Source organism: Bradyrhizobium sp. URHD0069 (assembly GCF_000701345.1).
GTDB lineage: Bacteria > Pseudomonadota > Alphaproteobacteria > Rhizobiales > Xanthobacteraceae > Bradyrhizobium.
The window spans coordinates 41,843-57,425 of sequence record NZ_JNIJ01000021.1 but is presented as its reverse complement, the minus strand read 5'-3'; the positions used below and the strand labels follow the sequence as shown (position 1 = coordinate 57,425).

At 60.7% G+C, this 15,583-nt stretch carries 9 protein-coding genes; 1 reads left to right on the top strand and 8 read right to left on the bottom strand.

Annotated features, from left to right (window positions below; all coding sequences use genetic code 11):
• Positions 1–11: 11 nt before the first annotated feature.
• The 3 genes from N554_RS0114200 to N554_RS0114190 all read right to left on the bottom strand — a co-directional run bounded on the left by N554_RS0114200 (position 12) and on the right by N554_RS0114190 (position 9,843).
• Positions 12–6,293, bottom strand: coding sequence for a HAMP domain-containing protein (locus N554_RS0114200; protein ID WP_371259488.1), 6,282 nt, complete (start codon positions 6,291–6,293; stop codon positions 12–14).
• 354 nt (positions 6,294–6,647) lie between these two features.
• Positions 6,648–7,490 (bottom strand): MlaD family protein, encoded by an 843-nt coding sequence (locus tag N554_RS0114195; protein ID WP_029584078.1) that lies wholly within the window; start codon positions 7,488–7,490, stop codon positions 6,648–6,650.
• 133 nt (positions 7,491–7,623) lie between these two features.
• A complete protein-coding gene (locus tag N554_RS0114190) occupies positions 7,624–9,843 on the bottom strand; it encodes an acetate--CoA ligase family protein (protein ID WP_029584077.1) in 2,220 nt (739 codons plus the stop codon).
• 224 nt (positions 9,844–10,067) lie between these two features.
• On the opposite strand from N554_RS0114190, the gene N554_RS0114185 reads away from it, so the two are divergent.
• The gene (locus N554_RS0114185) at positions 10,068–10,697 is read left to right on the top strand and encodes a class I SAM-dependent methyltransferase (RefSeq protein ID WP_029584076.1); all 630 of its coding nucleotides are present in this window, start codon (positions 10,068–10,070) and stop codon (positions 10,695–10,697) included.
• Positions 10,698–10,730: 33 nt separating this feature from the next.
• On the opposite strand, the gene N554_RS0114180 is transcribed toward N554_RS0114185, so the two are convergent.
• The 5 genes from N554_RS0114180 to N554_RS0114160 all read right to left on the bottom strand — a co-directional run bounded on the left by N554_RS0114180 (position 10,731) and on the right by N554_RS0114160 (position 15,555).
• Positions 10,731–11,444: a DUF1614 domain-containing protein gene (locus N554_RS0114180; protein ID WP_029584075.1), complete on the bottom strand. Its 714-nt coding sequence runs from the start codon at positions 11,442–11,444 to the stop codon at positions 10,731–10,733.
• A gap of 259 nt (positions 11,445–11,703) precedes the next feature.
• On the bottom strand, positions 11,704–12,696 hold the full coding sequence (locus N554_RS0114175; protein ID WP_029584074.1) for an ABC transporter ATP-binding protein: 993 nt from the start codon (positions 12,694–12,696) through the stop codon (positions 11,704–11,706).
• Complete coding sequence (locus N554_RS0114170) at positions 12,693–13,706, bottom strand: ABC transporter ATP-binding protein (protein ID WP_029584073.1); 1,014 nt, start codon at positions 13,704–13,706, stop codon at positions 12,693–12,695. The genes N554_RS0114175 and N554_RS0114170 overlap by 4 nt, the downstream gene beginning before the upstream one ends.
• Positions 13,706–14,599: an ABC transporter permease gene (locus tag N554_RS0114165; RefSeq protein ID WP_029584072.1), complete on the bottom strand. Its 894-nt coding sequence runs from the start codon at positions 14,597–14,599 to the stop codon at positions 13,706–13,708. The genes N554_RS0114170 and N554_RS0114165 overlap by 1 nt, the downstream gene beginning before the upstream one ends.
• A gap of 8 nt (positions 14,600–14,607) precedes the next feature.
• Entirely contained in the window at positions 14,608–15,555 is a 948-nt protein-coding gene (locus N554_RS0114160; protein WP_029584071.1) for an ABC transporter permease, read from the bottom strand.
• Positions 15,556–15,583: the final 28 nt, after the last annotated feature.

The window sequence follows — 15,583 nt, the reverse complement described above, 5'->3', positions numbered from 1 at the left end:
AAATGCACCAATCACCGGTGTAGCCACATGCGTATGGCGAGGAGCAACTGCTCGGTGTTGACCGGCTTGGCCAAATAATCGGAAGCGCCGGCGTCGAGGCATTTCTCGCGGTCCCCCTTCATGGCCTTGGCGGTAAGTGCGATGATGGGAAGCCGGCGGAACGACGGGTTTCCCCGGATAACGCCGATGGTCTGATAGCCATCCATCTGCGGCATCATGATATCCATCAAAACAATTGCGATGTTCGGGTTCGATTCGACCAGCGCGACCGCTTCGCTGCCCGTCGTGGCGGTGAGAACTCTCATGCCACGCCGCTCCAGCACGCTGCTCAGCGCGAAGATATTGCGAGCGTCGTCGTCCACTAGCAGCGCGGTCCGGCCGATAAGATCGTCATCGGAGCTGTTGAGCTTCTCGAGCATCCGCTGCTTCTCAATCGGCAATTCGGTGATCACACGGTGCAAGAAGAGTGACGTTTCGTCGAGCAAACGTTCCGGCGACTCTACGCCTTTCACCACGATGCTCCGAGCCATCGTATGCAATTCCGCATCCTCTTCGACCGAAAGCTCGCGGCCGGTGAATACGACCACGGGCACGTTGGACAGCGAATCATCCTTGCGGATGCGATCGAGCACCTCGAAGCCGCTCATGTCGGGCAACCGCAGATCGAGGACCACGCAGTCGCATGGGTTCTCGCGCAAAGTCGAAAGCGCGCCCGCACCGGTATCGGTGGTGACAATCTCGATATCGTGATGATCCAGGAGTTCGCGGATGCTCATCTGTTCCGCAGCATTGTCCTCCACGATCAGCAGGCGCTTGCGACGCGGCTTGGCGTACTCCTTGATTCGCGACAGCGCCGCGATGACCCCTTCGGTCGTCGTCGGCTTGTTGACATAAGAAAACGCGCCGCGGGCCAGCGCATGCTGGCGATCTTCGTCGAGCGTGACGATTTGAACCGGAATGTGGCGCGTCAGCGGGTTATGTTTCAACTGGCTCAGCACCGTCCAGCCGAGCATGTCCGGCAGGAAGACATCAAGCGACACTGCAGTCGGTTGGAACTGCTTGGCGAGATCGAGCGCTTCGGCACCGCGCGCCGCGACCAGCACTTTGAAGCCCTTGTCGCGCGCCAGATCTATCAGCACGCGCGCATAATGCGGATCGTCCTCGACGATCAAAAGAATCGCATCCCCCGGTTGGAGATTTAACCGGTCGTCCGGCAGCTGTTCGATGGTACCCTCCTGCGTCGCGACCTGCAGCGCTGGCGTTGCGTTGTACCGGGACGCGCTGGCCGCTCGCGGAGCTACCGTTGGTCCGGAATACTTCAGCGGCAGATAGAGCGTGAAGGTGCTGCCCTTGCCGGGGGTGCTTTGCAGATGAATTTCCCCGCCCAAGAGGCCTGCAAGCTCGCGGCTGATGGCCAAGCCCAAACCGGTGCCGCCATATTTCCGGCTGGTGCCGGCGTCCGCCTGTTGAAATGCCTCGAAGATCAGCTTCTGCTTTTCCAGGGGAATGCCGATGCCGGTATCGGACACCTCGAAGGCGACAACGGCGGGAGAATGATTGAGGACGGGATGTTCGTTGCTCCAGCCTCCTACGGCTGCCGAAACGCTGAGGCGCACGTAGCCTTCGGCGGTAAACTTGAACGCGTTCGACAACAGATTCTTCAGCACCTGCTGCAGGCGCTTGGAGTCGGTGACGATACTGCGGCCCAGATTGGGATCGACCTCGATGTTGAAGGACAGTTGCCGATCTTCCGCCTCGTGCCGGAACGGCCGGCCGACGGCTTCGAGGAGATTGGATGTCAGAATTTCCTCCGCATCCACCGTCACCGTTCCGGATTCGATCTTGGAAAGATCGAGAATGTCGCTGATCAGGTTCAACAGGTCGGTGCCCGCACCATGAATGGTTCGCGAAAATTCGACCTGTTTTGGAGATAAGTTGCCGTCGGGATTTTCAGTCAGCTGCTGGCCGAGAATCAAGATGCTGTTGAGCGGCGTTCGTAACTCATGCGACATGTTGGCAAGAAACTCCGATTTGTACTTCGATGTCAGTGCAAGCTCGGTCGCCTTCTCTTCGAGCGCACGCCGCGCCTGCTCGATTTCCTGGTTCTTGCGTTCCACCTCGACGTTGCGCTCGGCCAGCTGCTGGGCCTTTTGCTCCAGCTGTTCGTTGGTCTGCTGCAACTCTTTCTGTTGCGTCTGCAGCTCTCCGGCAAGTTGCTGGGATTGCTTCAAAAGGCCTTCGGTCTGCATCGTTGCTTCAATGCTGTTCAGCACGATGCCGATACTATCAGTGAGTTGTTCGAGGAAGGTCATTTGCGAATTCGTGAAGGCGCTGAGGGAAGCCAGCTCGATGACCGCCTTGACCTGGTTCTCGAACAAGACCGGAAGCACCACCAGATTCTTCGGTACCGCGCGCAACAGCGCCGAATTGACCGGCGCCGCATCGGTCGGAATGTCCGAGACCAGACGTTGACGCTTGTCCAAGGCGCATTGCCCGATCAGGCCCTCGCCGAATTGCAGGATTGGCGGATGAGGATTGATGCCGTCGCCGGCGTAAGCCGCGAGCAGGCGCATCTGCGGATTGTCTTCGTTTTCGACCTGGTAGATCACGCCCATGTGCGCGTTCACCAGTGGGGTCAACTCGGTCAGGAGCAGCCGGCCAACCGTGGTAAGATCGCGCTGGCCCTGCAGCATGTTGGTGAATTTGGCGAGATTGGTCTTCAGCCAGTCCTGCTCGGTGTTGACATCGGTTGTGAGCCTCAGGTTGCCAATCATCGTATTGATGTTGTCCTTGAGCTCCGCGACCTCGCCTCGGGCGTCGACCTGGATCGAACGCGTCAGGTCACCCTTGGTGACGGCGGTCGCCACTTCGGCGATCGCGCGCACCTGCGACGTCAGGTTGGCGGCCAGCAGGTTGACGTTGCCGGTGAGACCCTTCCACGTGCCGGCCGCGCCGGGGACGTTGGCTTGGCCGCCCAGGCGGCCCTCAACGCCGACCTCACGCGCCACGCTGGAGACCTGATCGGCGAACGTCGCCAGGGTCTCAGTCATGTTATTGATGGTTTCGGCGAGCGCTGCGACTTCGCCCTTCGATTTCACCGTCAGATTCTGTTTCAGGTCGCCGTTGGCCACGGCCGTCACGACCTTGACGATGCCGCGCACCTGTTCGGTGAGGTTGGCGGCCATGAAGTTCACGGTGTCGGTCAGGTCCTTCCAGGTCCCGGCGACGCCGGGAACCTGCGCCTGTCCGCCGAGCTTGCCTTCGGTGCCCACCTCACGCGCAACGCGCGTCACCTCGCCGGCGAATGCATTTAACTGGTCGACCATCGTGTTGATGGTGTTCTTGAGTTCGAGAATCTCGCCCTTCACATCGACGGTGATCTTGCGTGACAGGTCGCCGCGCGCCACCGCTGTGGTAACTTCGGCGATGTTGCGCACTTGCGTCGTCAGGTTGGCTGCCAGCAGGTTGACGTTGTCGGTCAGATCCTTCCAGGTACCGCCAACGCCGGGCACCACGGCCTGACCACCCAGCCGACCCTCGGTACCGACTTCGCGCGCGACACGCGTCACCTCGGCTGCGAACGAGCGCAGCTGTTCGACCATCGTATTCAGAGTATCCTTGAGCAGCAGGATTTCACCGCGGACATCGACTGTAATCTTTTTCGAGAGGTCGCCGCCCGCGATCGCGGTAGCCACTTCGGCGATGTTGCGAACCTGCGCGGTCAGGTTCGACGCCATGAAGTTGACGTTGTCGGTGAGGTCTTTCCAGGTGCCGGCGACCTCAGGAACTTCGGCCTGACCGCCCAGCTTGCCTTCGGTGCCGACTTCGCGCGCCACGCGCGTCACTTCGGATGCGAACGCGTTGAGCTGATCCACCATGGTGTTGATGGTGTTTTTGAGTTCGAGAATTTCACCTTTCACGTCCACGGTAATCTTGCGCGACAGGTCGCCGCGCGCCACCGCGGTGGTCACCTCGGCGATGTTGCGAACCTGAGCGGTCAAGTTGCCCGCCATCGAGTTCACGCTGTCGGTCAAATCCTTCCAGGTGCCGGCAACGCCGGGAACGTTGGCTTGGCCGCCGAGGCGGCCTTCGGTTCCCACCTCGCGCGCCACGCGCGTCACCTCACCGGCAAACCGGTTGAGCTGATCGACCATCGTATTGAGGGTCTCTTTGAGCTGCAGGATCTCGCCGCGGACGTCGACCGTGATCTTGCGCGAGAGGTCGCCGCCGGCGATGGCGGTCGCGACCTCGGCGATATTGCGGACCTGAGCGGTCAGGTTGCCGGCCATCGAGTTGACGCTGTCGGTGAGGTCCTTCCAGGTGCCGGCAACGCCGCGGACTTCGGCCTGACCGCCGAGCTTGCCGTCAGTTCCGACTTCGCGCGCGACGCGCGTCACTTCGCCGGCGAAGGCGTTGAGCTGGTCGACCATGGTGTTGAGCGTTTCCTTCAACTGAAGAATCTCGCCCGACACGTTCACCGTAATCTTTTTCGACAGGTCGCCCTTTGCCACGGCGGTCGCGACTTCGGCGATGTTGCGGACCTGGCCGGTCAGGTTGCTGGCCATCGAGTTGACGCCGTCGGTCAAATCCTTCCACGTGCCGGCAACGCCGCGGACCAGCGCCTGGCCGCCCAATTTGCCTTCGGTGCCGACCTCGCGCGCGACGCGCGTCACCTCGCCGGCAAACGCGTTGAGCTGATCGACCATGGTGTTGATGGTGTCTTTCAGTTCAAGAATCTCACCGCGCACGTCCACTGTGATCTTCTTGGACAGATCGCCATTGGCGACCGCGGTGGTCACCTCGGCGATGTTGCGAACCTGGGCCGTCAGGTTGCTCGCCATCGAATTGACGCTCTCGGTCAAATCCTTCCAGGTGCCGGCAACGCCGAGCACGTTGGCCTGACCGCCGAGTCTGCCGTCGGTGCCGACCTCGCGCGCGACGCGCGTCACCTCTCCGGCGAAGGCGTTGAGCTGGTCGACCATGGTGTTGAGCGTTTCCTTCAACTGCAGGATTTCGCCTGATACGTTCACGGTGATCTTTTTTGAAAGGTCGCCGCCGGCGATCGCGGTCGCGACATCGGCGATGTTGCGCACCTGTGCGGTCAGGTTGCTCGCCATGAAGTTGACGTTGTCGGTAAGGTCCTTCCAGGTGCCGGCAACGCCGGGCACCTGAGCCTGGCCGCCAAGCTTTCCTTCGGTGCCGACTTCACGGGCGACGCGCGTCACTTCAGACGCAAATGAATTGAGCTGATCGACCATCGTGTTGATGGTGTCCTTCAGCTCCAGAATTTCGCCACGTACGTCGACCGTGATCTTGCGCGAGAGGTCGCCGCGGGCGACAGCCGTGGTGACGTTGGCGATATTGCGCACCTGCGCGGTCAAGTTGCCGCACATCGCGTTCACCGAGTCGGTCAGATCCTTCCATGTGCCGGCGACGCCTGGGACGATCGCCTGGCCGCCCAGTTTGCCGTCGGTGCCGACTTCGCGGGCGACGCGGGTGACTTCGGACGCGAAGGAACGAAGCTGATCGACCATCGTGTTGATGGCTTCCTTCAGCTGCAGGATCTCGCCGCGCACGTCGACCGTGATCTTCTTGGACAAGTCGCCGTTTGCAACCGCGATGGTAACCTCGGCGATGTTGCGGACCTGGCCAGTGAGATTGTTGGCCATGGAGTTGACGCTCTCGGTCAGGTCTTTCCAGACGCCCGTCACTTCAGGGACCTGCGCTTGACCGCCGAGTTTGCCCTCCGTGCCGACCTCGCGCGCGACGCGCGTCACCTCGGAGGTGAACACGCTGAGCTGCTTGATCATCGTGTTGACGATGTTGGCCGATTGCAAAAATTCGCCGCCCAGTGGGCGGCCATCGACATCCAGCTGAACGGTTTGCAACAGATCGCCTTGCGCAACGGCGGCGACCGCCCTGGTCACCTCACGCGTAGGCCAGAGCAAATCATCGATCAGAGTATTTACCGATCCCTCCATGTCGGCCCAAGAGCCGCTGGCAAGCCCGAACTTGACGCGCTGCCGGGTTTTTCCTTCCCGACCGACAACCTGGCCGACGCGTTCCAGCTGCTGCGCCATCCGCTGATTGGCGGCGACGATTTCGTTAAAGGTATCGGCGATCTTTCCATCGATCCCAGCATGATCAGCCGTCATTCGCACCGAAAAGTCGCCGCTTCGCATCGCTTGCAGCGCGTGAAGCAACTCCTGCGAAGGATCGGGCTTTCCGTTGGTGTATGGCTTGACTTTGGCGCGACGCCTTGCGGATGGAGCGGCAGAGCCGAAATCGTCCATTTGCATTCCCCTGAACTAAGTGCGCAGTCGAATTGAGTAAGTGCGAGTCATTGATTTTCCAGCATCAAATCGCGCGGACGATCGCAAATCAAGCGGAATACCAGAGGTAGTTCAAATGTTTAGGTTCCCGTAATTGAACGAAGAGAAACAATTCCCAAACAGAATTTTAGTTCCCAAGGATCGGATTGATTCTCAAATTGATTCAATGTCGGCCCTGATAGGCAGCCGGGGCTGCGGTTCGTTGTGTAGGCATCCGTAGTTTGAGTGGGTCGGCGGCGTCATAACGCGATGCCGAGCGCGCGATGTGTCGCCGTTTGATAGCGAGGACTGACCGCGCTGGGGCAGGCCGCAGCTTCACTGCCGCTTTTGGCTCGGGCTTCTCGGCGGAACTGGGTTGTCGGCCCTACCGGCTTGCGGGTCGAATTTTCTGGTCACTTTGATGGCGGCCTCGCTGATGTCGACAAGCGAGCGCCGGCCTTCCTCCATCAGGGTGCCGGAGCGTCTTTTGAAGTCCTCGGCCAGTTCGCGAATGGACTTCACCTTCTGAAACAATTCGTCGGCCTTGCCGTACGCAAGGCCGGGCACGACGCTGTCGATCTTTGCCATGGCGCTGTCGAAGCCTTCGAAAGCGCCATCGGCTTTGCGGATAATGCTATCGATCGCTTCGCCCTTGCTCACCAGCGACGCCGTATAGGTCTCGAAATTCTGCAGCGTATGTTTCAACGTCGCCTGATTGCCGACGAGGATCCGGTCAACGTTATGCAAGGTGTCGCGGATCGACTCCGTCTCGCTCAGGTCGGCGGTTAGCGCCGGAATGCCGTCCCGATCCAAGGGCACCGGTGGCGCGGCAGCCTCGCCCCCCGTCAGCGATATCGCCGCCACCCCGGTCAGCCCCTGGAATTCCAGGCCGACAATGGTGTCCTTGCGGATCGGGGCGCTGCTATCCACCATGACAAGGGCGACAACCTTGCGAGGGTTGTCGAGCTTGAGGGACATTATTTGTCCAATCTGAATACCATCGAAATTGACGCTGCCGCCCTTGCGCAGACCGCTGGCGGAGCCTTCGAAAGTGATGCGAAGCAGGCTTCGCTGCTGGATGCTGTGGATTTTCTGGAACCCGAGCAGGCCCACGAACCCCGCGGCGATAACCGCAAGCATTGTAGATCCGATCACCAGGTTGCTGGCCCGCACTTTCATCCAAAAATCCGGCGCGATGTGCTGGGTTGAGAGCTAAGCGCACTTGGCCATCTGCCAATTGTACGGGCAAAGCAAGCCAAGCGAAAGGTCAATGCAACCAGTTGGAGCGCCTTGGAACGCGCATGGGTTGGCATCAATGGGCGGCGGCGCTTTTGGCAGCGGCGTTGTTGAGAACGATCAAGGCATCGACGGCAACCCCGGTTTTGGCATTGATCAGAAATGGATTGACGTCGATCGAGGCGATGCGGCTGCCGGCATCCGTGATCAGGTTGGACAGTCCGACGAGGGCTTTCACGGCGGACGCCTCGTGCAGCGCGGGCCTGCCGCGATAACCCTTCAGTTTCACGCCGGCTTTGGTCCGGTTGATCAGCTCCTTCGCTTCGGCCGCGTCGAGCGGAGCGCCGGCCAAAGCGACATCCTTCATCAGTTCGATATCGACGCCGCCGGTGCCGAATAGCACCACCGGCCCCATTTCGGCATCGAGCGCTGCCCCGACGACCAGTTCGAGCTCGGCCTTGACCTGTTGCGCAATCAGGATGCCTTCGAGCTTTGGCTTGTTTTTCAGCTTCTTCACCCGAGCCGTGATGTCGTTGAAGGCTTTCCTGACTTCGGCAGCGCTGTTCAGGTTCAGCACCACGCCGCCGATGTCGGATTTGTGCAATATCTCCGCACTGACGACCTTGGCGACGACGGGAAAGCCGATTTTCTTGGCGACTTTCACCGCATCTGCGGCAGTCTGGACAATCTCTTCCTTCGAGACCGGGATGCCGTAAGCCCTAAGCAGCGTCTTTGACGCGACCTCGTCGAGCGCTGCGCCCTTGGCGTTCTTGAGGGTTCTCTCCAGTGTGGTGCGCGCCGAAGCGCTGGAACTCGAGACGATGTCCGGCACTTCCTTGCGCAGCGAAGCGTAATCGATCAGCGACTTGATCGCGCCCACCGCCCGATCGAGGCCCTGCATGACCGTGATATGCGGCAACGATCTGCGCAAGGCCTTGGTGAACTCAGTGAAGCCGATCGACATGGTGCTGATATAGACGACCGGCTTGCTGGCGGTCGCCGCCATCTCGTTGACGATGCGCAAATTCCTTTCGCGCAATTCGTGCGGCGCCTTCGGCAGCTCCGAATCGATGATGACGATGTCGGTGTCGGGATCGTCGATCATGACCTTGATCGACTGCATGTAGACCGAGGGATCGACCACCGCGGCGAATCCCGCATCCAAGGGATTGCCGACGATGCTGCCCGGGCCCAACATCTTCGCAAGCTTGCCGCTCGCGTCCTCGCTGAGTTGAGCGAAACTCAGGCCGGCCGAATGGAACGCATCGATCAGAAGACCGCGCTTGCCGCCCGACAGGGTCACTCCAGCCAGCCGATTGCCTTTCGGCGGATCGGCATGGACGAAGCATTCGGTGGTTTCGATCAATTCGTCGAGACCGCGCGCCCGGATGACGCCTTCCCGAGTCGAGATGGCGTCGAAGGTCTCGATCGAGCCGGCGAGCGCGCCGGTGTGGGCCATGGCGGCGGCCCGGCCGCCTTCAGACGTGCCGAGCTTGAGCGCGATCACCGGCTTGCCGGCCGCGCGCGCGGCCTTGCAGGCTTCGCGGAACGCCTTGGTGTTGCGCACGCCTTCGAGATAAACCACGATCACGCGGATCGAAGGATCGGCCGCGAAATAGCCCATCAGGTCGGGGGTCTCGAGGCCAGCCTCGTTGCCGGTCGTAACCATGTAGCCGACGCCGACGCCGCGATCCTCCAGCGCCTGGCGGATGGCCATCACGATCGCGCCGGACTGGCCCGCGATCGCGACGGGACCTGCTTCCATGGTGACGATGCGGTCGTCGATGTTGGTGAACATCTTTTCGCCGGCGCTCAGGTTGCCGAGACAATTCGGGCCGGTGACCGCAAGCCCGGTCTCCCTGATCGCCTGCTGCAGTTCGGCGGCGAGCTTTTGGCTTTCTTCGTCCTGCAGTTCGCTGAAGCCGGAAGTCACGATGGTCACCGAGCGGGCGCCGGCTGCCGCGGCGTCGCGGATCACCTGAACCGCGAAGCGCGCCGGCACCAGCACCAGCACGTGATCGGGTTTATCCGGCAGGCCTGCAAAGTCCTTGTAGCAGGGCACGCCCCAGATTGTTTCGCGTTTGGCGTTGACCGGATAAAGGCCGCCTTCGTAGTTGTATTTGATCAGGTTGTTCCAGATCCGCTCGGCATAGTTGCCCGGCTTGTCGGTTGCGCCGACCAGCACAATATTGCGCGGATGCAGCATCGCATGAATACTTTTGACGATGTCGCTTGCATCCGGCGAAGGCGACCATTTGCCGGCCGAACGTGACGCGGTGTTTACCTGAGCTTCCATCGGCGTAACCCCGTACCCTTCGTTTCTCATTTTTAATGAGTATCGATTGGAGATCGGCATTCTCCTTGGCGTTTTATTTCTTATTATTGATAGAAGGGGAGGGTGGCAACTCGCACGGCAGGACAATGCCCGCAGGTCTGCCATTCCAGGCCGTGTCCTAGCAGTAGGCGGGACCACGCGCTCTTGTTGGCTTGCGCGACTACCGCCCGGCGGAGAATGAGGACATGATCGACGTGAGCCGTCAGGATCATTGGGAGAAGGTCTACACCACCAAGGGCGAAAGCCAGGTGAGCTGGTTTCAGGAAACGCCGGCTCTCTCCCTCGAGCTGATCGCGCTCACCGGGGCAGTTCGGAGCTCAGCCATCATCGACATTGGCGGTGGCGCTTCACGCCTCGTTGATAGCCTCGTTTCGCAAGGTTGCGAGGATGTGACGGTGCTCGACTTGTCAGTCGCGGCGCTTGCTTCTGCGCGATCTCGCATCGGCGACAAAGCAAGCCAGGTGACATGGATCGCCGCCGACGTGACCACCTGGGAGCCGTCGCGGCCCTATGATATTTGGCACGACAGGGCGGCCTTTCACTTTCTCACTGATCAGAAGGACCAGACGGCTTACGTTGATCGGCTTCGACGCGCCTTGCGTGTGGGCGGGCACGCCATCATCGGCACGTTCGCGCCTGACGGCCCGGAGCGCTGCAGTGGTCTGATGGTCAGCCGGTACGACGCCAACAGTCTAGCCGCAACGCTTGGATGCGGCTTTGAACTGATCGATACGCGGCGGCATGAGCACACCACGCCTTGGGGAGTGATGCAGAAGTTTCAATTCAGTGCGTTTCGACGCGAGCGGGATGGGTAGGTGCGCACCGCCGCGACGTCGCCTGCCATACGATCAGGCCGCCCGCGGGCGCGATGGCGAGGCGATGCCGGCGAGCAGGACGGCGAGAATGCCGGTGAGAAAAATGCCGTCAAATGTCCCCGCGCCGCCAATCGAGGCAACGGGTGCGCCCAGCCCATTGATTTTATCGAGATTGAGCAGATCGGCGCCAATCAGCGTTCCCATTGAGCCGCCGATATAGGCAAGCGGCGGCGCGTATTCGCGGGAGAGGATAAAGGCCAGGATTGCCGTGGCCACGACGGGCACAAAGACCGGCACGGCAATGCCGATTCCCGGCACCGGCGTTGCCATGGAATGGATAATGAAGGCGATGGCCGCCGTGGCCAGCGCCGCCTTGAGCCAGAGCTGATATCGAATAACGAGGTAGGTGGACATTATCGTTGGAATGAGCGCGCCGCCGACATTCACGGCCAGAACCGTACCGGGCCATGACACGACGACAGGTACGACATAACGCATGCCGAAGAACTCGACGACCTCTCCCGATCTGACGGGCGGTCCGGGCAAGACCGTGATTGGAATGTTGAAATAGCTCCCTATCAGCGAGCCGAACAGCAGAAGTAGAGCGGCACCCGGACCGACACCGAGCCGCATATAGGCATATCTGAGAATGCCAAGCTGAATCAGGATAATCAGCGCTACAAACAAAAGCACCAGGATCGAAAACAATCCCGGCGTCAGCGGCAAATAGTGAACTTGGGAATCCATGATTTCGCGGGCTCAGTCGGGCTGGTTGGCGTCTCCGGTCATGTGTTCAACTATTGATTTTCCGCCGCACGGCAAGGGTTTATCCGAGCATCTCGGTCGGCGATCATGGCCCGGTGACTTCACAAGGCCATGAGGCAGCTGCTTTGGCCACATCGGTAGCTTTCGGTAAACCGAAGTTCTTGCGTGGCGGGGTTTGTGGATCTTGCGCGTGGCCTTGCACGGCAAGACATCGACGAATTCTATCACGCGACGGTGGTTTTCAGCTCGGCCGTCCCGTTCCCTCATTGAGAAAACATGCTACCCGGTGCTGCGATCCGGTTTCAACCAGCACCGGCGTCTCGAGCTTGCAGCGCTCCATCACGTAGCGGCAGCGGGTGTGGAAGGCGCAGCCCGAGGGTGGATTGATCGGGCTTGGCACATCCCCATCGACGAGTGGTTTGAGGCGCTTGATTTTGGGATTTGCAACGGGAACGGACGCCAGCAGCGCCTGCGTATATGGATGGCGGGGATTGGCGAACAACTCAGCCTTTTCTGCAATCTCGACGATCCGCCCGAGATACATCACGGCGACGCGGTGACTGATATGAGCCACCACCGCGAGGTCATGCGCGATGAACAGATATGAGAAGCCATGCTTGCGCTGCAGGTCGATCAACAAGTTGATCACCTGGGCCTGGATCGATACGTCGAGCGCCGATACCGGCTCATCGCACACGATCAGGCTCGGCTCGAGCGACAAAGCTCGCGCAATACAGATGCGCTGCCGCTGGCCGCCGGAGAACTGGTGCGGGTAATTTTCCGTTTGATCCGGCCTGAGTCCGACCTGCTCGAACAGTTCGGCGACGCGCTGGCGTTTTTTGCCGCCGGCCGCCATGCCATGCACGCTGAGCGGCTCACCGACGATATCGCCCGCCGTCATGCGCGGATTGAGCGAGGCAAACGGATCCTGGAACACGATCTGCATCGAACGCCGATGTGGACGCAGTGCGGCCTTGCCGAGATGGGTAATATCGCGGCCATTGAGGCGGATGCTGCCGCTGGTCGGCTCGATCAAGCGCAGGATACTGCGCGCCACCGTTGACTTGCCGCAGCCGGATTCGCCGACAAGTCCAAGTGTTTCCCCGACGCCAAGCGTGAAGCTGACGCCATCGACGGCATGCACCGTACCGACTTTGCGGCGAAGGATGCCGCCTCGCACCGGATAGTGCTTCACCAGATCCGATATTTCGAGCAGAACGCGCGCGTCGGTCATGGCGATCCCGCCAGTTCGGTGGCGCGCCAGCACGCGGCCAGATGATCGGCGCCTTGCGCCTGCAGGGGCGGATATTCCTCGTGGCAGCGGGCAATCGCGAGTTGGCAGCGCGGCGCGAACGCGCAACCCTTCGGCAACCTGGTCAATGATGGCACCATGCCGGGAATTTCGACCAGCCGCACATCGGCTTTCGCGCCCAGCGTGGCTACGGCCGGCATCGACGCCATCAAACCCCGCGTGTAGGGGTGCTTTGGATTCGCGAACAAGGTTTCGACGTCAGCCTCTTCGACCTTCTTTCCAGCATACATCACAATGACCCGCTGCGCGGTCTGGGCGACCACGCCAAGATCGTGGGTGATGAGCACCAATCCCATGCCGAGTTCTTTTTGCAACTCGAGTATCAGCGCCAGTATCTGGGCCTGAATCGTGACATCAAGCGCGGTGGTCGGCTCGTCGGCGATCAACAGCGCCGGCCGGCAGGCGAGCGCCATGGCGATCATCGCACGCTGGCGCATCCCCCCCGAGAGTTGGTGCGGATATTCCAGCGCCCGCCGCTCGGGCACGGGAATTCTGACCAGGCGCAACATCTCGACGGCTTGAGCCCACGCCTGTTGCGCCGTCATTGTTCGATGCAGGCGGACCGCCTCGGTGATCTGGTCGCCGATCCGCATCACCGGGTTGAGCGAAGTCATCGGCTCCTGGAAGATCATGGAAATGCGATTTCCGCGGATCTCGCGCATCTTGTCTTCTTCGAGGCCGAGCAGATCGGTGCCTTCGAGCACAACGGAGCCGCCGACGATCCTGCCCGGCGGGTTCGGCACCAGCCGCATGATCGAGAGCGCGGTCACGCTTTTGCCGCAACCGGATTCGCCGACGATCGCCAGCGTCTCGCCGCGGCGGACCGTGAATGAAACGTCATCGACCGCCTTGAACAGTCCTGAATTGGTGAAGAAAACCGTCCGCAGGCCCTTCACGTCGAGAACCGTCGCTTGTGCCTGAACCTCGCTCATCAGCCGCGCTGCCTGGGATCAAGGATGTCGCGGAGCGCGTCGCCGAACAGGTTGGTGCCGAACACCGCAAGGCTGATGGCCACGCCCGGAAAAATCACAAGCCATGGGGCGACACGAACATACTCCGCCGCCGACTCCGACAGCATGCGTCCCCAGGAAGGATATGGTTCGGGGATCCCGAGGCCGAGAAACGAAAGCGAGGCTTCAGTGAGGATCGCTGAGCCGAGCTGGGCGGTGGCAAGTACAATCAACGGGGCGAGCGTGTTGGGCAGAACATGCCGAAGGGCAATTCGCATCTCGCTCATGCCGATCGATTTAGCCGCCTCCACAAACGGAAGTTCGCGCAGCGCCAGCGTGTTAGCCCGGATCACGCGGGCGACGATGGGGATCAGGGGAATAGCGATCGCGATGATCACGTTCGGGAGTGACGGTCCCAAGGCCGCGGTCATCACCAGTGCAAGCACCAACAACGGCAGGGCCTGCAAAATATCGATGAGCCGCTGAAAAACCAGATCGACCCAGCCGGACAGATAACCCGAAGCAAGACCGATAATCACGCCAATCGACGAGCCGAGCGCGGTCGACCCGATGCCGACGGCCAGCGATATGCGCGCGCCGTGGATGATGCGGCTCCAGACATCCCGGCCAAACGAGTCCGTTCCCATCCAGTGCCGTGCATCGGGCGCCGCGAGCCGATGCGTGGAATCGACGCTGAGAGGATCGAAGCGGCTGATGAAATCCGCCGATACCGCAGTCAGCACAAAAATCAACATGATGACCAGGCCGACAGCGCCAAGCATATGACGTTGCGCAAGGAACGTCAGCTTGCGCCAGCCATGGGTGGAATTGGCGCCGGCGCGTTTCAATTCGATGTCGTAATTGATAGCGTCCAATTGGCCTCCTAATCCGTGTACCGGATCCGCGGGTCGAGCGCGGCGTAGAGCATGTCGACCGTGAAGTTCGCGACCACGACCACCACGGCGATGAACATCACGAGGTTCTGGACGATTGGATAATCGCGCCAGCGGATCGCTTCGACCAGGAACCGGGCGACGCCGGGGATATTGAAAACGGTTTCGGTGACGATCAACCCGCCGATCAGGAAAGCCGCCTCGATGCCGATCACGGTAATGACGGGCAGAATCGCGTTCTTCAGGGCATGCTGATAGTTGACGGTTGTTTCGGATGCGCCCTTGGCACGCGCGGTGCGGATATAATCCTGCCGCAATATTTCGAGCATCGAGGAACGCGTGATCCGCATGACGAGCGCGGCGCTGCGAAAACCGACCGCGAGCGCCGGAACGCAGTAAATCGCCAGTGCTTGACCGAACGTTTGCGGATTTGGATTGAAGATCGGCATGGTTCCGAACAGCGAAACGGAGGCCATCAAGATCAGCAGGCCGAGCCAGAAGGATGGCAGCGACAAGCCGCTCAGACTCACGACGCGCAGGGCATAGTCGAGCCGAGTGCCCTGGTTGACGGCGCTGATGACGCCAAGCGGAATGCCGAACATCGCGGAAAATAACAGCGCAAGACCGGCCAGTCGCGCCGTAATGGGAATTCGCGGCAGGATTTCCTCCAGCGCAGGCTTTTCGGACACGTAGGAATAGCCGAGATCGCCGCGGAGTAGCCCGCCGATCCAGTGCAGATACTGCACGACGATCGACTGATCGAGCCCCAGTTCTCGTTCCAGGTTCGCCTTGTCGGCCTTGTCGACGAATCCGGCGGCATCAAAAAGGATGTCGACAATATTGCCGGGCACGATGCGCAGCAGCACAAAGATAATGACCGAGATCCCGAACAGGGTCACGAGCATCAATACGAGGCGTCGCACGATATAGGCAAACACCTGGCTGCTCCCGTTAGCGCGTATTCCG